Origin of the sequence: Okeania sp. SIO2C9 (assembly GCF_010672455.1) — a bacterium.
Classification (GTDB): Bacteria; Cyanobacteriota; Cyanobacteriia; order Cyanobacteriales; family Microcoleaceae; genus Okeania.
Genome location: NZ_JAAHGO010000092.1, coordinates 1 through 22,951, shown reverse-complemented (window position 1 = coordinate 22,951; position 22,951 = coordinate 1). Strand labels below are relative to the sequence as shown.

The following is a 22,951-nucleotide window of genomic DNA, read 5'->3' as shown; positions in this document are numbered from 1 at the left end:
ATAGCACCAATTACCAAAAACCTTGCTATACTTTATTTTTTATTTCCACATAAGGCTAAAATATCAGTCAGATAAGTTGAGCATTACTTTTGTAAATTGCTAAAATCACAGCGAGTTGAATATTCTTCGATCAAAAGATTGCTATAATAATCAAGATTAACAGGACTTACGTAAAGACTCTATATATAGAGAGGGCGAATGCCATTCGCCCCTACAGATGGTGGTTTGACAGTCAATTTGCGTAAGTCCTGATTAATTTGAAATATATCAAAAACTAACTAACAGGAATTGTGAGTTCAGAAGACCTAACATTATTTGAAACTGAATATAAAGCTGGCAAATATGCCTTTGAGCGTGGTCAATATCGTAATTCAGTGCAACATTTAGAAACTGCTAAAGACAATATTGAGCTGAATTCAAGATTTGGGGGAGAGGTACAAATCTGGTTAGTGACAGCATATCAAGCTGCTGGCCAAATTCAAGAAGCAACAGACCTTTGTAAACAACTAACTCGTCATCCTCGCTTAGAAACCCGCCAACAAGCAAAACGTATATTAGTCATTCTCGAAGCACCTGTACTGAGAACTAGACAAGAGTGGATGACTAAAATTCCTGACTTGGGGGCAATATCTGAAAGTGATGCTAAAGATCGTCGAGGTAGCACTATGGTTTCCCAAGTTAAATCACCGCCACCGAAGCCAAAAACTCTGAAGTTAGAAGTTGTCGATCCTAGTCAAGTTAACACAAAAGATAATCAATTTGTTTGGGTGGCGTTAGTAATAATAATTCTGACTGTGAGTGGGTTAGTTTGGTTTAGTTGATTTTTATCAGGACTTACGCACGCATACGAAATTATACAGTATTTGTAGGGGGTTAACGGCCGTTAACCCCTACTATATTTGGTGGTTATATCATGTCCGGATAATTAGTGATATAGCGCTACGCGCAAGGCAACAGGCAACAGGGGAATATAAAAGGGTTTCAGCTTCTATTTATGTCCTAATCTTAATGCGTAGCGCTATAAAAAAAACTTTCTCTTTCTTCTTGTTTCTTCCCTCCTGACTCGGTCGTTCCCCTCCAGGGAGGGGTTAGGGGTGGGTTGACTCCTGACTCCTTCATCGTTTATTTATAACTGTTCAACCGGACATGATATTATGCGTGAGTCCTCAGAAGTATTTTCCCACCAACTTTTCAGAGGATGGCTTTTTGGAGGTGAATATCGTCCGTTTATATCAAATCCGGTAGCATTGGTATAATTACAGCGCTTTTCAAATTGATGAACCACATCTTCACAAGCAAAATCCTGTAGGAACGTTCCATGGAACGTCCTTACTGTGGTCTACCCAAATGAAAACCGCTGTAAATAATTATATCATGTCCGGATAAGAGCGATCTAGAAAAAACTTATCATGAGTGCTTCAACAGTAAATCTTTCTATTTTCCCGGCCTCCCCTACTCCCCTACTCTCCTACTATCTTAATTATAAGTATTCAACCGGACATGATATTAATTAGGAGTCAGGAGGGAAGAAAATTTAGAAAAATTTGCGATCTGGCTGACAATGAAACATTTTTTGATACCTAATTAAGTGGATTTGATATCAAAGTCTACAGTTTTAATTATCTCCTGGTTGATGGCTTTCTCAAACTGAATATCACTTTCATCACCCTCATTTTGCAATAGTGAGCTAATGAATTACACCTACTATCTTGTTTGATAGATTAACCTACAGAACTCGATCTATTACAGTAAATTGAAAAGCTCTATTCAGAGAATAATTTGTTTCATTATTGCTGAATTTAAAGCAAGATTTTACATTTTTATTTCTGGCACACTTTACTCTTTTTCTAGAAACCATCATCTCTAATTTTTAGTTATGTGAATGCTTCGGTAACAATAGAATGTTAATACCAGGATATAGCATTTAAGACTTTTCAACTATTCTCAATTTTGCCTATATCCCCTAACATCTAAGATTTTAGAAAATTTTCAGCAAAAAATAATTTAATCTACACTCAACCTGCTTAAATATAATATGTAAAGTTATATCCAAGACTTACGCAGAGACTCTACATATAGCGAGGGCGAATGCAATTTGCTAACCTAGAGCTGCCGCTAACGCCCCTACAAATGGTGTTTTAAAAGTTAATTTGCGTAAGTTCTGATATATGAGAGGTAAATTATGAATGCAAAGGATATTGCAGGATTGATACATCCAGCATTAGCAGTTGTGGTGGTTTTCCCAATCATTGGTATAGTTGTTAACTTGGCTTGGCAAGCTCGTCAACGAAGGCTACAAACTGCGGATAAAGGTAAAAGTAAAATTCCTCCAGTAGTAGGACCGGAACATAGAAAAATAGGTAATTGGTTGACGGGTTCCGTTGTCGGAATCAGTTTAGTTGCTATTGCCTATTCAATTTATTTTAAAGGTATTTTTAAAGATTTTAAAAGTGAAAATATGACCATAGCAATATTAATAGTAACTATCTTTATTGCTACTGTTGCTTCTCTCGTATTTCTTTATCAAGCTAAAACTAAATTATGGCGAGGAATATTTGCTACTTTAACCGGAGCGGGTATCGTAATTTTAGGTTTTCAAGATGGTGTTTTCCGACGCGACTATGAGTGGGCAGTTTCTCATTTTTATTACGGTATAATAGCTTCAATTTTGATGATTTTTTCTTTAGCTATTGTGCCAGAAATATATAAAGATAGAACTCACAAATGGCGCAAAATTCATACTGCTTTAAACTGTTTGGCAATTCTAATATTTTTAGGGCAAGGAATAACAGGAAGTCGAGATTTGTTAGAAATTTCTCTAAGTTGGCAAGAAAAACATTTGTCTAAATGTGATTGGGGAAAACAAGTTTGCCCAGATTCACAGTCACAAACTTTATCACCAGAAATTCTTGTTGCTTCTATTTCTAATTATCCGACTTTAGCTCAGACAAATAAGGTTTTAGCTTCTGGAGAATTTGTAACTATTACTCCGGGGGAAGATACGGAAGGTACAGCAGAAATTATTCAAGTAGGTAGTAAAACTCAAGTGCGGTTAGCGGAAAATTTTTCTGCTATTGAAGGTCCGGCAGTAAAATTGTTATTACATAAAGAAAATCGTCCGGGAAGTTATACAACAGAAAATTATGTGCGTTTGGGAGATTTAAAAAGTTTTACAGGAGAACAAGTTTATGACATTCCAGAAAGAATAAATTGGCAAGATTATCCAAATGTTGTGGTCTGGTGTGAAAAATTTGATGTCACCTTTGGGTCAGCAAAACTGGCGTTGCTGAATTAGTGTATGATATTAATCTTAATTCTTTAGGAGTCAACCCACCCTTAACCCCTTCGGTGGAGGGGATGTCAGGAGTCAGGAGTCAGGAGGGAAGAAAGAAGAAGAAAGAGAAAGTTTTTTGGTCGCTTCAGCGTTCAGCGGAGCTATGCGTCAGCAAAACGGAGTTCTATCGCACTGTTATCCGGACATGATATCATTCTGATTCCTGACTCCTATTTTTAGAATATTGAAAGTTAATTTATGTAGGGCGTGACCGATCTAATATCAAAGCATTGACTGATCTTGGTTTTAGGCTTTTTATGTCTTTAAAAAGTATGAGTTTTTCGGTTGCTGTGGTTAAAAAAGTGAGGATTTTCACCGAAGCAAAAGCCGAAAAATCACGTTCGACAAAACTTAGCTCCTACCTCCTCGCTCCCAAGCCATTTCTCCTGTCTCCTATCTCCTACCCTAGCAAAAAGACTTTATGAGCGCAAACCCTATGTAGTTAGCTTTTGGTCTGATATTTTTTCACCACTACACAAATAGGTTAGGGCAATTATAAACGCTCAAACTCAGTCAGGGATTACTTCTAATTTCTGACTTCTGACTTACAGCGGTTTTCATTTGGGTAAACCACAGTAGGGGCGATTCGCGTTTGCGGAGCATTCCGTAGGAAATCGCCCCTACACGATTTTTGCCTGTGAAGATGTGGTTCATCAAGAGCGAAAAGCGCTGTATGACTTGCGCGTAGCGCTATATCTCGTCGTCCCCAAGGTTTCACAAAAGAGATAATAAAGATAAAAATCAGGCTTAAAATTTGAATAGAACCACCAATAACTATTCCTTTTGTATCAAAAATAAATAGAGAGTTACTTAATGCTTGAAATATTTCAGTATCATAAATTGCAGTCATAGCATTCGTCCAATATCCTAACCAAAATGTGCCAAATATAATTAATGTGCTGATAATAATCCACTTAGTAATCACCTAGTAAAACTTAAAAAATCCCCAAACTGTTAACCAGCAAAGTAATGCTCCAGTTAGTAAAGTTGTATTAGCTGCTGGAATAACTATCCAGTCATCTAATAATTTTACAACTGAGTTTATTGCATCAAGTTCGTCACCGTTAGTGGTATTCAGATTATGAATGACCATAACTACCATAGAAAGGGCAGTGCCAAACCAAATTGATCCAGAAATAACATGAGCGGATATTAGCAAACTTTTTTGATTTCCAGTTAGTCTAATTCCTGATTTATGTTTTTTTTATCTTTAGCTAATACTGACTTATTGGTCATATTTTAGTTCCCGATTATTTTTCTTTATTTATAATAGCTACTGCTCTTAATTTAATTCAAAATAAGAAATATATGTTTTTTTTAGGAGAGTTAATTAACTGGAAATGATAATTGTAGTATATCTTAACAAAAACTACTATAAAATATTTGTAAAACCAGTGTTTTAACGGATTGTGTAAAAGGGTTTGAGATTTAAAATAGATGTATGTAAATCAAAAAAGCCTATTGATTGCGTTGTTTATCAATTGTCATCAATGGATTGCTTAGAAAGTATTACTTAATATAATTAATTTTCAAGCTAGGAGTTTGAGTCCATGACTAACACCACTCTACAATTTAAAAACTATCAGATTATTAATTGTTTACATACGGGGTCTAAAACTCTGGTCTATCGCGCTCAAAGCATTTGAGATAGTCAGTCCGTTATGTTAAAATTTGTGAGGATTGGATATCCGAGTTTTGATGAATTATTACAGTTCCGTAATCAATATTAGAACAGTATTTTTAGAGCCATTAGGCCGATGAAAAATTTAATTCAAAATAGATGAGGAGCATAACAATGAACGATAATAAGATTTTAAACTTTCAAAATTATCAGACTATTGAATGTATTCATCAAGGAAAAAAATCTTTAGTTTATCGCGCTCAACACATTTCAGACAACAAACCCGTTATCCTGAAATTATTACGAAGTGAATATCCCAGTTTTAGTGAACTCGTCCAATTTCGCCATCAATACACGATCGCACAGAATCTGAACTTATCTGGAGTTGTGCAACCGCTTGCTCTGGAAAACTATCGCAATAGTTTAATCTTAGTTATGGCGGATGAGGGTTATATTTCTCTTGACGAGTATACTCAAGATAATTCTTTGAATTTGAGCCAATGTCTAACCATTGGAATTCAACTGGCTGAAATTTTAGCCGAACTGTATCATCATCGTATTATTCATAAAGATATTAAACCAGGTAATATTTTAATTCATCCGGCAACCTTTGAAATTCAAGTAATTGACTTTAGTATTGCTTCTTTACTTCCCAGAGAAACCCAAGTTCTGAAAAATCCTCATATCCTGGAAGGAACTCTAGCTTATATTTCTCCCGAACAAACCGGACGAATGAATCGAGGAATTGATTATCGAACCGATTTTTATTCTTTCGGTGTGACTTTGTATGAACTATTCAGTGGAAAACTCCCGTTTGAAACCACCGATGCCATGGAGTTAGTCCATTGTCATATTGCTAAAGTTCCCCCTCCTTTGGAGATGGGGAGATGGGGAGATGGGGAGATGGGGAGAGAAGAAATTCCTCAAACCCTTTCAAATATTATTCTCAAATTGATGGCGAAAAATGCCGAAGAACGTTATCAGAGTGCTTGGGGAATTCAAAAAGATTTAGAAACCTGTTTAGAACAATTAGAAAATACTGGGAGAATTGAATTATTTGAAATTGGCAAACGAGATATTTGCGACCATTTTATTATTCCCGAAAAACTCTATGGACGACAGCAAAAAGTTCAAGAATTATTAGATGCCTTTGAGCGTGTTGCCATCCCCCCTCAATCCCCCCTTGGAAAGGGTGGAGGTTCAGAAATGATATTAGTGGCGGGATATTCTGGAGTAGGAAAAACAGCTGTTGTGAATGAAGTTCATAAACCTATTGTCCGGCAAAGGGGTTACTTTATTCAAGGGAAATTTGAGCAGTTTCAACGTAATATTCCTTTTAGTGCTTTTGTGCAAGCATTGCGGGATTTAATGGGGCAATTATTGAGTGAAAATGATACTCAACTAAAACAGTGGAAAGAGCAAATATTAGCTGCGGTTGGGGAAAATGGACAGGTTATTATTAAAGTTATTCCCGAACTGGAAAAAATTATTGGTTTTCAACCTGCGGTGGCTGAACTCTCAGGAACAGCAGCCCAAAATCGGTTTAATTTATTATTTCAAAAATTTCTTCAAGTTTTCACGACAAAAGACCATCCGTTAGTGATTTTTCTGGATGATTTACAGTGGACAGACTCGGCTTCATTGAACCTAATTAAACTGTTAATTAGTGAAGCTGAGAGTCAATATTTACTCTTAATTGGAGCCTATCGAGACAATGAAGTGAGTCCCGCTCATCCTTTGATGTTGACGTTAGATGAAATTCAGAAAAATCAAGCTATTGTTAATACGATTACCTTAGCACCGTTGCGACAAGATGATTTAAATCAACTCATTGCTGATACGCTACATTGTTCATTAAAACAAGCTTTGCCCCTGACTCAAGCGGTCGATCAAAAAACAAAAGGAAATCCTTTTTTTGCCACTCAATTTTTGAAAGCATTATATGAAGATAAACTTATTTATTTTAATCCCGAAGAAGGTTTCTGGCAATGCGATCTAGCCCTGGTAAAACAGGCAGCAGTTAGTGAAGATGTTGTTGAGTTTGTTAGCAAAAGGTTGCAAAAATTGAATCCTCTAACTCAGGATGTACTTAAATTAGCAGCTTGTATTGGTAACCAATTTGATTTAGAAACTTTGGCTATTGTGCGACAAACTACTGAGTTAGAAACCGCTACAGATTTATGGGTGGCACTGAAAGAAGGATTGATTATTCCCACTACAGAAGTGTATAAGTTTTATACGGCGGAAACGACAGAAGTTAATCCAATTCAAGGTAGTCAGATTTCAGCTAGCTATAAATTTTTGCATGACCGAATTCAACAAGCTGCTTATTCTCTGATTCCTGAAAATCAAAAGAAAGAGACACATTTCAAGATTGGTCAACTGTTGGTGAAGAATATACCCGAATCTAAACGAGAGGAAAGAATTTTTGAAATTGTGAATCAGTTGAATTATGGTGTTGAATTGATTGTTGAACAGAAAGAACGGGATAGGTTGGCCGAACTGAATTTAAGAGCTGGAAACAAAGCAAAAAACTCTACAGCTTATCAAGCTGCTTGTAACTATGGGGAAATAGGCATCAATTTACTAGGCAACGAAGCTTGGCAGCGAAAGTATGATATCACTTTAAATTTGCATGAACTTGCAGCAGAGGCGACATCGCTTTGTGGTGAATTTCAACAAATGAATCAGTGGATAGAAGCAACAACTGATAATGCAAAAACCCTCTTAGAAAAAATAGGAGTTTATAGGGTCAAAATTCAGACATTATGCAGCTTAATGCAGTTGTTAGAAGCAATTACTATCGGTGAATCTATTCTTAAAGAATTCGGAGTCGAGTTTCCTGAAAATCCTACCGGAGAGGACATTCAGCAATCTGTACAGGAGATTAATACTTTAATTGGAAATCGGTCTATTGAAGAGTTCTTTAATCTTCCAAAAATGATTGATGTGGAACAATTGGCTGTGATGCAGATTGCAGCAAGTATCTTTTCAGCTTGCTATATGACAGGTTCACCCTTATTTCCCTTCGTGGTCGCTTTACAGGTCAAGTTATCCATTCAGTATGGTAATAGTCCCTATTCAGCTTTTAGCTATGCTTGTTACAGTGTCGTCCTCAACAACTTTTTCCAGGAAATAACCGCAGGAACTGAGTTTGGTAAATTGGCTTATCGCCTCATATCTGAATCAAATGCACAAAAAATTCGCTCAGAAACTTGTACATTACTTGGATTATTTGTTCTTCATCGCCAGTCTCATTTACGGGAAACCTTACCCATTTTTCAAATGGGCTACCAGGCAGGACTAGAAACAGGTCAGTTGGAATATGCTGCATATAATGCCATTGGTTCTTGTTTAAATGGTTACTGGTCTGGTTTACCTTTAGCAGGACTTGAATCCCAAATTCATGCATTTTATCAACAACTGCTTGAATTCAACCGCATTAAAATGGCAAAAAATTGTTTAGTTTATTGGGAAAGTGTCATTTTCCTACTAGGTAATCCAGATAACATTGAATTTTCCTTGGACAATAGTGATGAAGAGAAGGCAATGGTGACTGAGGCGCTAGAGTTTAATGACCTGACCCAACCCTTTATCTTTTATATCCATAGAATGCTCTTAAGATTTTTAATGGGAGAAATCACTCAAGCAAATACAGATGCTATTCAAGCTAAACCCTATGTTATGGGTGCAGCAAGTGAAATTTGTGAAGCAGGTTTATATTTCTATGACTCTCTCATTGCTCTGGCGATGGTCTCTGAGTCACAAATTGAATGGGAAACACAACTGCAACGAGTTCAAGACAATCAAACTCAATTGCAATTTTGGGCAAAACACGCCCCCATGAATCATCAACATAAGGTTGACTTAGTAGAAGCAGAAAAACATCGAATTCTGGGCAATAAATTAGAAGCAATGGAACTCTACGATCTAGCCATTTCAGGTGCAAAAGAAAACGAATACATCCAAGAACAAGCACTCGCCAACGAATTAGCAGCCAAATTTTATCTAGAGTTAGGACGAAAAAAAGTAGCTCAAACTTACATGATAGATGCCTACTATTGCTATTCCCATTGGGGTGCCCAAGCAAAAATCAAGGATATAGAACAACGTTATCCTGAGTTATTAGCTCCCATTTTAGAACAGCAAAAAATTAATCTCAACCCCTGGAAAACTATTGCCAGTTTAGGAAATACAGATAGTTACACTCAAGCCACAATTAACAGCAATACTACAGGAGTTTCAGACGCACTGGACTTTACCAGCATCATCAAAGCTTCCCAAGCATTATCCAGTGAAATTGAACTGAATCAATTAATCTCTCAGTTAATGCAAGTGATGATGGAAAACGCCGGTGCCACCAAAGGAGTTTTAATCTTATCTCAAGCTGAACAGTTAACAGTTAAAGCCATTTCCCATCACAATTCCAATGATGATGAAGCGATTTGTTGCACTGAAAAATCTATTCCAGTTGCAGAGAGTTTAGCTGTACCTGTGAGTATAATTAACTTAGTCAAACGAAGTTTAGAACTGCTCAATCTTGATGAAGTTTCATCTCAAACTCAATTCGCATCTGATGACTACTTCATCCAAAATCAACCACAGAGTTTATTATGTTTACCGTTATGCAGTCGTGGAGAATTTTTAGGAATTTTATATTTAGAAAATAACTTAACCACAGGAGTATTTACCTCAGAGCGAGTTGAAGTGTTGAAACTTTTGTGTTCTCAAGCAGCAATTTCTTTAGAAAATGCTCAACTGTATCAAAAATCTCAAGATTATGCTCAACAATTAGAACAGTCTTTAACAAAATTACAAGAAGCACAAGTGCAACTGGTTCAGAGTGAAAAAATGTCAGCTCTAGGCCAAATGATGTCTGGTATTACCCATGAAATTAATAATCCTTTAGGCTTTGTTTCGGGTAATATTAGTCAAGTGGAGGAAGCAATACAAGATGTCTTAGAACATTTAGAAGTCTATCAACAAAATCATCCACCAGGGGAAACTGTCACCGCTCATGCTGAAGAAATTGAACTGGAATATGTGTTAGAAGATTTACCGGAAATGATTGGTTCGATGCAAACAGGGGTTAATCGCATTGCTGAAATTAGTAAGTCAATGCGTATTTTCTCCCGTGGCGATCGAGAACAAAAAGTAACTTTTGACTTGCATGAGGGAATTGATAGCACTTTGTTAATTCTCAAACATCGCTTGAAAGGGAATGAATTTCGTCCAGAAATTAATATTATTAAAGACTATGGAGAGTTGCCACAAATTTTGGGATTTCCGGGACAGTTAAACCAAGTATTTATGAATATTATTGCTAATGCTATTGATGTGTTTGATGAGATGAGCGAAGCACGTTCAATGACACAAATGAAGCAACATCCCTATCGAATTATTTTAACCACAAAGTTAGATTCTGTTAGTCAAATGGTCAAAATTAGCATTCAAGATAATGGTTGTGGAATGTCTGAAGAAGTGAAAAATCGAATATTTAACCATCTATTTACAACTAAAGCAGTGGGGAAAGGAACAGGTTTAGGACTGTCGATCGCTCGTCAAATTGTGGAAGAAAAACATGATGGAAAATTAAGTTGTTATTCACAACTGGGTAAGGGAACTGAATTTGTCATTGAAATTCCTATTGGTATGGCGTTGGTGAATCAAACTATGAATTAAGATATTTGCACGAACCGTAATCAAGATATGTAGGGACGTTGCATGCAACGTCCCTACAGAGGGTGTGCTGATTAAATCTCAAATACTTACAAAAGAAGGTTTTAGCCTTTTTAGGTATTGAAAAAGTACATGGTTTTCAGCTCTTCATGCTCATGCATGGAGCGCATTTTTAGTGCATAGTTGGGCAAAAAAATTCTCCCCTACTCCCCTACTCCCATTTTCCCCTCCACCGGAGGGGTTAGGGGTGGGTCCCCTACTCCTTAAAAAAGACTTTCTATACGCAAACCCTAAATATTCATTGGTTCTTGAATAAACTTAACGTATAGATGTTTAAAAGTAGACCTAACTATGCGTGGAATTCCAAAATCAATAGGTTTCTTCATTGTTGGTAACTGCCAATTTTCTACTTCCAATTCAGCAGGTTGTAATAATGGAAAATTAACCTTATTTAAATCAGAACAAAATCCCATTTCCCGAGCAGCTGCAACTGTTGGAACTTCTGCCGGATTTACTTTGAGAATATCTATAAATGTTTTATCTAGAGCAAATACATCTGTCGAAGCCCCTAAAATACCTAATTTCCGAGGTTCTCCACCAATAGGACCATTACCTTCTTGAGCGATAATACTATCAATAATAGTCAAGTCTGGATTAATTGTTTTTGCTGTTTCTACCAGCATTTTTCCAAAACGGCTAGCATCTTTACCCGCCTCTAAATGCCACCAAGCTTTCATTTTTCCTGGGACACAACCAAATAAGTTTTTTACTCCCATTGTCATAGTTAGTTGAACATGGGATTTAAGCTTAGGTAAATTAATTATTACATCTGCGGCCATTGCTTCTTTACTTAACAGCAAATGATTAAACTCTTGACTAACTGTGTCGTAACGTTTGCCATGAAACTCAACTATTGGTAAGTCAAATTCTTCGAGCAATGATAAATAACCATTTGCTTTTGCAACACCTAGAGCACTACCAAAAGCTGGACTGTCGCCTAAAAAAGGTTTGCCTCCTGCTTTTTTGACAATTTTAGCTACACAATAAACTATTTCTCTTCTCGTTACACATTCTTTTGTTGGGCGAGAACCTGTGAGCAAATTTGGTTTTAGTAAGACGCGATCGCCTGGTTTGACAAAGGTATTGATTCCCCCTAATGGTTCTAAAAGTTCCTCTATAGATTTTTCTAATTCATTGATCTGATAGGAATTAGTCCTGATTAAACTGACAGTAGACATGATTTTTTTATTGAACTTGTTTTAAGGTAATTTTGTAACCTTTTTATTATATGTCGATCTGAAAATTAGAGGTAATTATTAATTGTTAATTGCTGAAGTACCAGAAAAAATTGGACACAGCTCAGGATAGACAACTCTATGCTACTTTCACCCGTCCTCTCACAACAGAACGTAACAATCTATCAACACTGCGACGGTCTTCTTCACTGAGAGAATCATCCAATATAGCAGCCATGAGGCCATAACGGTCTGATTGAGTTAGAGGACATTTGTCAGCTACAGAAACCATAATTTCGTTTATTGCGCCGGGGAGTAATTTAACTTGAGGCATGAAACTTACTTTTTGAGGCATGAGATTTACCCTGAACTTTACACTTTTATCATCTCTGTTTTTTGGTGTGATGGTGGTGACTTACATTTGGAGCAAAGAGTGATTTTTCCGTATTGTGGAGGGTGAGTTATAACTTATGAAAAAGTGAAGTAGATAAATAACTTTCGTGACCAATATCACTATTAATTACATATCAAAAAAATCCCTGAAAATTAATTTTCTAAGGGACTGACTGTTTCAAACAATTAACTAATATCATGTTCGGTAGAACAGTTATAATTAGGCTCGTAGTTGGACTTTAGTCCTAATACTAAGCATTGTAAGGGCTAAAGCCCTACTACAAACAAAAACTTTATTATAAGTAATTATCCGAATATCATATAAGAATAATATTGAAACAGTATACTTACTTTTTACCTTTGGTCAAAATTAGAATTCAAGATAATGGTTGTGGAATGTCTGAAGAGGTAAAAAAATCGAATATTTAACCATCTATTTACAACTAAAGCAGTAGGGAAAGGAACAGGTTTAGGACTGTCTATTGCTCGTCAAATTGTGGAAGACAAACATGATGGAAAGTTAAGTTGTTATTCACAACTGGGTAAAGGTACTGAATTTGTCATTGAAATTCCTATTGGTATTTGGCGTTGCATAAATGCGGGATGATTTTAATAGTTTTGTGTTTTGTGTTTTGTGTTTTGTGGAATGGGCATCTTGCCCGTTCCTAATACTTGCCCGTTCCTGTTTATTCATAGTTTATCTCCTGATTATATTTATTGATTTATAATAGCGATCGCTTCTAAAGTTTAACCCATAAATGGCAATTTTACTGATAACTGATAACTGAAATGACCCTCTCTGTAAGCATCAACTTCTGCCATGATTTCTTCCTCTATAATATTCTGAATTTCAGGGTCAGATTGTAATTATTTAAATAGCTCTTGCAGTTCCTGAACTAAAACAGCTTTTGATTTTTGCTCTGTCAATACAGGATTTGGAGTCTTTGACTGACTTTGAATAACAAGAACAAAGTTTAACACTTCCTGTTGTTTTTCTGGTGAAAGATTGAGCAAAACTTGATTGATGGCTTTGATAATAGAGTTAGTTGATGTCATGGTGCGACTTCTAAATTCTCTTTATTTTATTTTCTAACAATAATATAAATTTTTATCATTTTATTACAATTTATTTATTTCTCAGAGATGCTTATTAGTCATATTTGAGTCCCCAATTATTTCCATTTATGATAGTATTAAAATTATAGTTTAACTAAAAAATTTTAGTCTATTGTTTAAGTTGTTGAATAAGATAAATATATTATAATTGTAGGACGTAGTAGAGAGATTAATTTATTGTGGCAACTTCGCAACCTAAGCCTAAATTATTAGAACAGGAATTTCCCAGTCAACCAATACCACTATATGATGATTCTGCTGAATTAACTGATGGAAAAAATACCATTCGGGGTCAAGCTTTGATTCAGATTTCTTGGTATCCATCTCCATATATTAGTGTTAAATTTGAATATTCTGTTGAATATTTTAGTAAAAATATAAACTTAAATTTAGATAATATAGAACTGAAACTAACTCAGATAAACTTAGTTCCTAGAATGAAAGTTATGCTACGAGGTCCGTCTATTTATATAATTAATGGAACTGAGAAGAGAGTATTTTCTGGCGATTTAAAGGAGCCTTTTATACAAGGTAGAACAGATGATTTATCATCAGTAACTTTTTATATAACTAATTTTGATTTTTTATTTGTCAAAATTGTTAAGTGTAATGTTGAAGAGAAAGAAAGACAAGTTATCTTCGAGTATGGTGATTGGCATATTGTTTTAGCAGAATCAAATTATCCTTTGGACTTTGAAAAAAAATTGGAAGCTGAAGGAGGATATGGCATTACTCATATCTGTCAAATTAAACGTTCAGATGGTAAAACTTTTGATTCAAAGGAAGGGTATGAAATTATTAATGCCTTTATTTATTACATTTCTTTTCTTAGAGGAATTTGGATAGCACATCTTTACGTTTTAGGCTTTGATACACAAGGAAATAAAATCTTAGAAGAATGGCGTACTCCAACTCTTAAAGCTGATTCATGGCAGTCTCTTTATTATTCTTTCAGTCGGCATGCTACAGAAATTATTGATGCTTTCTCCGGATTTATGAAGAAGTGGCAAGATGAAACATGGAAAGAAGTAATTCAAAATTCTATTCAATGGTATATAGAAAGTTCTAAGCATACAAATGGATATAATACTTCTATTATTTTAGTTCATTCTGCTTTAGAAAAACTAGCCTGGACATATTTAAACAGTAACAACTACATTAGTCCTGATGGATTTAAAAAATTAACCTTTGGCGATAAACTTAGACTGTTACTTAAAACTCTTAATATATCTCTACTTCCAATTGATGAAAATTGGCAAATTACTAAACTAGCCAAAGAATATAATTGGGGAACTGATAGTGTGAATATAATTGGGCAGGTGAGAAATTTACTGATTCATCCTAAAATATCTAAGACAGAAAAGAAAATCAAACTAACAGAAAATATGATGCAACAAGTTTTTATAGTCGCTCATAGCTACTTGTTAAAATGCTTACTTCAACTTTTTGATTATCCTTATGGAATAGATACATTTTAAAGGAATTTTTAACTACATCAAAAACAAGCTAGACAAAACAAAACTTTTCTCAAACAACTGACTGAGAATAATATTGAACAAGGGCGAATGCCATTTGCTAACGCAAAGCTCCGCTAACGCCCCTACAGATGGGGTTTTTAAGGTTAATTTGTGTAATTCCTTGTATACTTAATTTTCACTTTATTCTCCATCAAATATATTCAAATTAATTTATAATTTTAACTTTTAACCCTTAATTTTTCACCTAAACTATGACCACAAAAACCAAACCAATAATCAGCCTAATTCTCAGCTTATTTTCCCTAACTCCAACTATTGCCCCCGCGTTAGCAGCGCCACCCCGCACCCCAGACCAAGAAGAAACCTGCGAAATACTCATCATCGGCGGCGGTCTCTCAGGAGCAGCAACTGCCTACGAATCATTATTAGCAGGACGCACGGTTTGTGTCACCGAAATTACTGACTGGGTAGGTGGTCAAATTTCCTCCCAAGGTACATCCGCTCTCGACGAACGCGGTACTCAACGCAGTCTCCTCTTTTATCCCCGTGGTTACTTAGAATTACGGGAACGCATTGAGGAAAAATACGGTAGATTAAATCCCGGTGGTTGTTGGGTAAGCGTCTCCTGTTTTATGCCTTACGATGGTCACGGTATTCTATTTCAGATGTTGCAAGATGCTGCCAAAAAAGGTGGAGGAACATTCAAATGGTTTCCCAATACTGTTGTGAAAGAGTTAGACATTTCCAATAATCAAATCAATAGAGCGATCGCTATCCAACACAAACCAGCAGCAGGCACCCCACCCATCAACACCGAACCCCTATCTCAAATTATTGAAGATGCGTACCGCTACGAAAACTCAGCGCGTTTCGACAAAACCATAATTCAGTTTGTACCCCAACCTTCCTCAGAAAAAACTGGAGGAGCAGACTGGTATGTTGTGGAAGCAACTGAAACTGGAGAAATTATTGCCCTAGCAGATGTTCCCTATCGTCTCGGTATCGATCCACAAACCTATCTTGACCCCTCATCTCCCGTTGATACCAGAGACTCCTACTGCACCCAAGGTTTTACCTACACCTTCGCCATGGAAGCAACCGAAACACCTCAAACCCATGTCGAACCATCCTTTTATTCTCAATACGCTCCCTACTATAGTTATGAATTATCAAGATTAGCTAGTTTCCCCCTAGTTTTCACCTATCGTCAAATTTGGTCAGTGAAACCAGACGCACCGCAACCAGGAGACTACAAAAAACGAACAATTTTTCCCGGCGATATTTCTATGCAAAATTGGACTTGGGGTAATGACTATCGTCCTGGAAACCGTGAAGATAATTTGATTTATAGTCGAAACCAACTGCAAGCAACAGGTCAAATGCGACCGGGTGGTTGGATGGGTGGTTTGCGTGCGGAAACCCTGCGTCGGGGTGAGGAAAATGCTCTCGGTTATTTCCATTGGTTGGTTGAGGGAACTACTGACTCTCAGTTGGGAGCGGGGGTAAAAGAAAAACATCCCAATAATCGCTTTTTGAGTGGGTTTGATGCACCGATGGGAACAGCTCACGGGTTGTCGAAATATCCTTATATGCGAGAGGGAAGACGTATTATTGGTCGTCAAGGAAAGACTTATCCAGAAGGTTTTGCGGTGGCAGAAGTTGATATTGCGAAAAAGAATTTTCGGGATAATTTTTATCTACAAAATTTAGCACCGGATACATTACATTATTTGTGGGGAGCTGTTTCTGCTTTTGTACCTCCAGATGCACAAATTAACTCAATGCAAGAAATGCCTCAACGCGCTCGGGCGACTGTTTTTCCTGATAGTGTGGGTATTGGTCATTATGCAATTGATTTTCATCCCTGCATGACTAAAAGTCCGGCAGAAGCACCTGGTAATTCTGAACGAGCAGGTATTAGGAGGGGTCAAGGTTCTGCTTATCCTTTTCAAATTCCTTTGCGGGCAATGATACCTCAAAAAATTGATAATTTGTTGGTAGCGGGGAAAACTATTGCTACGAGTTATATTGCTGCTGCTGCTTATCGGGTTCATTCTTTTGAATGGTCTGCTGGTGCTGCTGCTGGTACAACGATTGATTTTGCTTTGGATAGGGGGATTTTTCCTTATGAATTGATAGATGATATGCCTTCTAAGGAATGGGAGTTGGAGGTTTTACAAGGTCGTTTACAGGAAAATGGTAATCCGACTGCTTTTCCTGAAACTTCGATTTTTAATAATACTTGGGATGAATGGAAATAGTATGGAAATAGTATTGTTGTTTACAGCGGTTTTCATTTCGGTAGACCACATACATTCCATGGAACGTCCCTACAGGGTACATGATTGTGACGATGTGGTTCCATCAATATGAAAAGTGCTGTATAGCGCTGTGCGCAGGCAACAGGCAATAGCGGTGCGACCCCGCGTCGGCGGCAGACGCAAGGGGTCAGACCCCGCGAGACGCCAGCTCGCTTGCGGAATGCTGACCAAGAGAGGGAATGCTGACTAAGAGAGGGAATGCGCACTCCTGTGAGGCAACAGCTCATCTACTCCGGAAGGCAACAGGGAACCTACCCCTCGCCCCTCCCCCTCCCAGGAGGGGAATAATTGATAATTTATGGATAATAATTGATTTTATTTTTGATTTTTACCGAATAATTAATAATTAATAATTAATAATTAAATAATTCTGGTTTAAAGCCTCCCCTTTTAAGGGGAAAAAAAGCGGTTGAGGGATGGCGAGGTCCCCTCGCCATATCCAATCAACCAAGACAGCGGTCGTTTGCGGAGCAGTCCGTTAGGATGGGATGGCGTTTGCTATCGCAAAGCTGCGCTAAAAGCGGAGCGGCTCTGTCAAGAGCGGGTCTCCTCGCCATATCCAATCGACCAAGAAAAGAAATAATATCTCCTGATATTCAATTCCGTAGCGGTTAAAACCAGAGGTAATTATCAATTATCCATTATCCATTATCAATGAATGAACAGATGTCTAGTAGGACAACATTTCCCCGTCTAAAGATCATTACCAAAAAATGAGGGTATGTGCCTCCCCTTTTAAGGGGATGAAAAAAATATTTAGTTCAGTATTTCAAGCCTCCGACTTCAGTCGGAGGTTCACTGATAACTGATAACTGATAACTGATAACTGATAACTGATAACTGAAATGACAAGTCTATGTCCGCGCCCTATCTGTCTATTGCTATAACTAATATTAACAGCACTGCTAGACAACAAAAAAAGTTGGAATATTAATGCTTATTGCTATGTTGATTTGAGTATAAAACCTATATTTTTATACTTCTAAATTTATCTTTCGGTCATTACAGCGCTTTTGCTAATTGATGAACCACATCTTCACACATCAAACCTTGTAGGGAAGTTCCATGGAACGTCCCTACTGTGGTCTACTAATCATGAAAACCGCTGTAATTTTAAGAATAAAAAAAATATTTGATAATATTTATAATGATTCATAAGCCAGTTAGAATATGTTTAAACTAGCCTCACATAATTATATTTATGGATATGAGAAAAAATGAATATAGATCATACTTCTTCGGCAACTGTTGCTGCCATATGTTTATTCAGATTAGAGGTTTTAAATAGAGAAACTAAACTAGGAGCAGATGTATAACAAACAGATGAATTGTAGTTGTGCCCATATCTAGGCTTTCTAATTGCAACTGAGAATGTATGGTTACAAGTTCTATTGATCGTCACTTGCTTAAATTTAGAATTTTTGCACTTAGTTTGTAACATTTTACCTGCCTTAGAAAAAATAACTTTTGTTGGCTGTAAGTAAATTTGAGTATTCTATAATTAATATAGAATCTAGATAAACATTCATAATTGAACGCAAAATTTTATACAAATGTCATTGCTAAATTAATGAATATTTACTAATTATATCAAATCCGTTTAATTGTATATAGATCAAATGAGAGACCGATATGGAATAGTAAACGTTTAAGGGTTTAGCATCCTCTACTGACTACTAAATTGAAGTGAGGTTGTTTAACCAGATTTGATTTTATATATAAACTTAACATATTTTAGTTAAATTTTCAATAAATTTAGGTTAAATTTCAGTAAAAAGATATATTTCTGATGATCAATAAGTATTTATATTGATTCTGTCTCCAGAATTGCTGTCTCCTGACTCCTTCTTTGATCAGACATTTTAGTCGGCAAAGTAATAGTAAATTCTGTTCCTTGCTCAGAATTAGAAATCACTTCAATTTGACCACAATGCTGTTGAATAATCTGATAGCAATTTGTTAATCCTAAACCTGTACCTTGACCAACAGGTTTTGTCGTAAAAAATGGGTCAAATAATTTTTCTATAATTTTTGCTGGTATTATTGGACCGTTATTCCAAAAACTAATTTTAACTCGATCGCTCTCTATTTTTTCAGTCTGAATTTTTAAAGTAGGAACAAAATCTAGTTGATGATCTTGAAATTGAGATTCTGATTCATTGATTGCATCAATAGCATTAAAAATAATATCTAAAAAGACTTGATTTATTTGAGCAGCATAACATTCAACTAAAGATAAATTTCCATAGTTTTTAATTACTTTTATGTGCTGAATTTGATGATTTAAAATAACAAGAGTATCTTCAATCCCTTCTTGGAGATTAACAAATTTAATTTCTGACTCATCAAGACGAGAAAAATTTCTTAAAGATTGAACAATTTGCTTAATCCTTTCTGCCCCATTTTTCATTGAAGATAAAACTTTAAAAAAATCTTCAGCTAAAAAATCTAGGTCAATTTCCTCAAGATAATCTTGAATTTCTGGTTTTGGCTGAGGATAATACTGCTGATATAAATCTATTAACTGTAATAAATCAAGAACATATTGTTTCGCATATTCAGTATTACCATAAATGAAGCTAACTGGGTTATTAATTTCATGGGCAACTCCACCTACCATTTTTCCTAAACTAGACATTTTTTCTGTTTGAATAAGTTGAGATTGAGTTTGTTGAAGTTGCTGAAGTGCTTTAGTAAGTTCAATAGTACGTTCTTCCACACGATTTTCTAGAGTTTTGTGAGACATTTCTAGCTGATGAGTGTATTCTCCTACCCATAAAATAAGTTGATTTAAGGAAGTAGCTAATAATCCAACTTCGTCCTTTGTATTTACGGTAGCTTGTAATTGAAAATTAGATTTTTTTGTTACTTGTTGAGCAACTTCAGTGAGTTGTTTTAGAGGATTAGCAATTAAACTACTTATATAAATGGCTAAAAACGTCGCTATTCCTAGAGAAGTTAAAAAACTAATAATAATAATAATTTTTTGTAGCTTAGTTACCGTTTTTAAAGCAGCATGAGCCTCATAATCTTGAGCTTCTGCTACTTTCACAATAGCAATTAGTTCTTGTGAGAGGCGATCAAATGTTAGATCGATTTGAGTAGCTTGATTGTTACTCAATGAAGTAATAATCATCTGCTGTGCTTGTAGAATTTCCTCTTGCTTTAAGTTAGGAATATCTATTTGCTGCCAAAGATTATTGATATAATTCAAATATGAATTTGTTGCTGCTTTATATGATTTTAATAGTTGCCTATATTCCTTTATATCTATAGCTAGATCGTTAGGATGGTTATCTATAAAAATAGCAAGTTCTTCTAAATTTTCCCGGACTTTATTAACATATCCTAGAAATTTTGCTTTTTCAAAATCGAACCAAATTTTTTTAGCTAATGCCGGAACTAAATTTTGTGGATGAGACCGCATCCCTAAAACAGATTTTTCCATATCATTGAGAAGATGACTATGCTTATCTGTAACATATAGTTTTTGTAGCATTCGTCTTTCATATTCTTCTGCAATAACTAACCCTAAAGCAATTCCAATTACAGCAACACTTATTGCCATAACATAGCTATAACCAAATTTTTGAGCAATACTTAAACCCTTGAATAAATTAGTTATCTTAATTAATTTATTTTTTATCTTAAACTTAATCAAAAATTTGAACATACTATTTTGATTTTTATGTAGCATAGAAGAAGGAACTTCTATATATTGAAATTTTTCAGTTTTTTCAGATTGCATAAATATTATTTTAGCCATTCTTATGCACAGTCAATAAAGCATTAAAAAATTAGGAATATTACAGCGTATGATCTGCAAAAGTAGTACATAGTTTTGCTTGATCTTTGGCTATTTATTCCAACTTGAAAAAAGTCAATCACAAGAAAGTGTTTATAAAGTAAAGATTAAGACAGCTAGAGTGCGTGATTTTCGGTATGTTCGGTGGGTTACAGCGAACAGTTAAGAGTTTGGTTCTTCAGCATAAATATTGCTACCTTTTTCCTAAGTCATGCTGCGCAAACATATCCCGCAGCGTTAACGCAGTTGTGCGCCAGCAAAACCCACCCTACGCCTAAATACTTAAAATAATATTTTAAGAGCTGCTGTTACTGGAATTAATCAACCATAAATACTTTGTACATCTATTTGTTTATGTCTTTTCCCAGCTTAAATATTGAGTTATTTTTAATTCAACATAGCTATTAATTTTCTGTTGATTGCAATCTATTGAGTTTTGTATAAAAATCCCTAACAAAAAAATTAGCTTATTGAATCGACAATTGTAGATTAGGGTGCTATTAAATCACCTTCTCCAATCACTTGATAAACATCACGAATAATATCATAATTAGCGTCATTCGCAGCAACTAAACTAGAACCCTGATACTTTTTTGTAGATTCTCCCTCTACTAAAGCTGCAATTAATTTCTCTTGACTATTAAGAATACGAGCTTGATACTCTTGAATCAGTTGAAAATCTAGGTTGCTGCTAGCAATAATTACATCACTAGGAAGCAAAGTAGTTTTAGCTATTATAGGAAAGTCCTTTTCTGATACACCGTCTGTTTGCAGTAGATACTGATAGTCTATAGCAGATCCTCCCCAGGCATCAACTTTTCCTTGTTTAAAATCTGTCAGACTGCCCTCATCCCCCAACATCAGGATTTTTACATCAGACCGAGGATCTAAACCTGCGTCCATCAGTAGTTTTGTTGGTCCGAGATGACCGCTTGTAGAACCAATATCTGACAATGCTAAAGTTTTACCTTGCAGTTGGGCAGTAGATTTAATTGGACTACCAGCAGGAACAGCAATCACAGCACGATAATTAGGGCGAGTCACTCCAATTAGAGGAATAGCATTTGTCCGAGCATTAATTACAACATATTCTGAAGGCCCAGCAAGTAACAAATCTACTTGATTTAACTCTAAAGCGGCGGCGGCCATGGCAAAACTTTCAACTGGAAAAAACTCAATTTTTGTTGCCAATACTTCTTCTAAAGCAGCACGAAACGGTTCATAATCACGCCGCAGTTTCTCCTCATTAATAACATCTGTTACTGCAAATCGTAGTTTGTTTGGTATTTGTGAGTTATTAGTTGTAGGAGTACAACTTGTAATAAATAGTAGAATATAGCCTATAAAATTACGTCGTTTCATATCTTTGTTACCAAGTATAATTAGAGTAATTATTGACCAAAAAGTAAGGTTTCAAGCCTCACCTTTTAAGGTAAGCATTCAGCTATTAGCGGTCAGCTTTCAGCTTTTTAACGACATTAAATCCGTTAGGATCAGTATAAATAAAGTATAGAATAAGGGTTGATATTAGATGTCCTACTATACTGACATTTTTATCCCAAAATCTGGTTTCTTATAACACTCCGAAGTAAGCGGAAAAGCTTTAATCATGCAACCAAAAACAATAGCTGTTAACCTAGTTCCTCCGCAGGAAATGCTTACCTTTTCAGGGGATAAAAAAATCGACCTCAGTAGGAGGTACTGATAACTGATAACTGATAACTGATAACTGAAATGAGCCTACTTAAAAATATTAACATTTTCATCAAAGTGTGTGTTTTTTTGCTTAAACTATACTTAATCTAATTGCAAACTTTTGTTAAAGCTTACTTAATTTTATGGGGGTAATTAACTGTTAAACTTAAACTGTAGAAAATAGTTGTCAAATGTAGAAAAGTATTGTAATATTAAATAGTTATATAGAAAGCGTAAATTTAGGAAATGAATGATTTTGAGCATTATAATAGTC

12 protein-coding genes and 1 pseudogene are annotated in these 22,951 nt (G+C 35.7%); 6 read left to right on the top strand and 7 right to left on the bottom strand.

The features are described from left to right. Positions 1-290 precede the first annotated feature (290 nt). Positions 291-821, top strand: a complete 531-nt coding sequence (locus F6K23_RS35180; RefSeq protein WP_293165089.1) for a hypothetical protein — start codon at positions 291-293, stop codon at positions 819-821. Between the two features lie 1,361 nt (positions 822-2,182). Then, complete coding sequence (locus F6K23_RS42450) at positions 2,183-3,295, top strand: DM13 domain-containing protein (protein ID WP_367267908.1); 1,113 nt, start codon at positions 2,183-2,185, stop codon at positions 3,293-3,295. 565 nt (positions 3,296-3,860) lie between these two features. Here F6K23_RS42450 and F6K23_RS35165 read toward each other — a convergent pair. Both F6K23_RS35165 and F6K23_RS35160 read right to left on the bottom strand, forming a co-directional pair. Beyond that, positions 3,861-4,259 (bottom strand): hypothetical protein, encoded by a 399-nt coding sequence (locus tag F6K23_RS35165; protein ID WP_293165088.1) that lies wholly within the window; start codon positions 4,257-4,259, stop codon positions 3,861-3,863. Next, complete coding sequence (locus tag F6K23_RS35160; protein WP_293165087.1) at positions 4,260-4,493, bottom strand: hypothetical protein; 234 nt, start codon at positions 4,491-4,493, stop codon at positions 4,260-4,262. 636 nt (positions 4,494-5,129) lie between these two features. Between F6K23_RS35160 and F6K23_RS35155 the strand changes: the two genes are divergently transcribed. Further along, on the top strand, positions 5,130-10,637 hold the full coding sequence (locus tag F6K23_RS35155; RefSeq protein WP_293165086.1) for an ATP-binding sensor histidine kinase: 5,508 nt from the start codon (positions 5,130-5,132) through the stop codon (positions 10,635-10,637). A gap of 287 nt (positions 10,638-10,924) precedes the next feature. Here F6K23_RS35155 and F6K23_RS35150 read toward each other — a convergent pair whose 3' ends face one another. Both F6K23_RS35150 and F6K23_RS35145 read right to left on the bottom strand, forming a co-directional pair. Further along, positions 10,925-11,872 carry a DUF362 domain-containing protein gene (locus F6K23_RS35150; RefSeq protein ID WP_293165085.1) on the bottom strand — a complete coding sequence of 316 codons (948 nt, stop codon included), beginning with the start codon at positions 11,870-11,872 and terminating at the stop codon, positions 10,925-10,927. A gap of 136 nt (positions 11,873-12,008) precedes the next feature. After that, positions 12,009-12,203 (bottom strand): hypothetical protein, encoded by a 195-nt coding sequence (locus tag F6K23_RS35145; RefSeq protein WP_293165095.1) that lies wholly within the window; start codon positions 12,201-12,203, stop codon positions 12,009-12,011. A gap of 422 nt (positions 12,204-12,625) precedes the next feature. Between F6K23_RS35145 and F6K23_RS35140 the strand changes: the two are divergent. After that, a pseudogene (locus F6K23_RS35140) lies at positions 12,626-12,869 on the top strand (sensor histidine kinase); the annotation flags it as partial. 260 nt (positions 12,870-13,129) lie between these two features. On the opposite strand, the gene F6K23_RS35135 reads toward F6K23_RS35140, so the two are convergent. After that, the gene (locus F6K23_RS35135; protein WP_293165083.1) at positions 13,130-13,318 is read right to left on the bottom strand and encodes a hypothetical protein; all 189 of its coding nucleotides are present in this window, start codon (positions 13,316-13,318) and stop codon (positions 13,130-13,132) included. A gap of 239 nt (positions 13,319-13,557) precedes the next feature. Between F6K23_RS35135 and F6K23_RS35130 the strand changes: the two genes are divergently transcribed. Further along, entirely contained in the window at positions 13,558-14,856 is a 1,299-nt protein-coding gene (locus F6K23_RS35130; RefSeq protein WP_293165081.1) for a hypothetical protein, read from the top strand. Between the two features lie 251 nt (positions 14,857-15,107). Continuing rightward, the gene (locus tag F6K23_RS35125) at positions 15,108-17,117 is read left to right on the top strand and encodes an FAD-dependent oxidoreductase (RefSeq protein WP_293165079.1); all 2,010 of its coding nucleotides are present in this window, start codon (positions 15,108-15,110) and stop codon (positions 17,115-17,117) included. Positions 17,118-18,981: 1,864 nt separating this feature from the next. On the opposite strand, the gene F6K23_RS35120 is transcribed toward F6K23_RS35125, so the two are convergent. After that, complete coding sequence (locus F6K23_RS35120) at positions 18,982-20,925, bottom strand: ATP-binding protein (RefSeq protein ID WP_293165077.1); 1,944 nt, start codon at positions 20,923-20,925, stop codon at positions 18,982-18,984. Positions 20,926-21,471: 546 nt separating this feature from the next. Then, entirely contained in the window at positions 21,472-22,344 is an 873-nt protein-coding gene (phnD, locus tag F6K23_RS35115; protein WP_293165075.1) for a phosphate/phosphite/phosphonate ABC transporter substrate-binding protein, read from the bottom strand. Between the last annotated feature and the right edge of the window lie 607 nt (positions 22,345-22,951).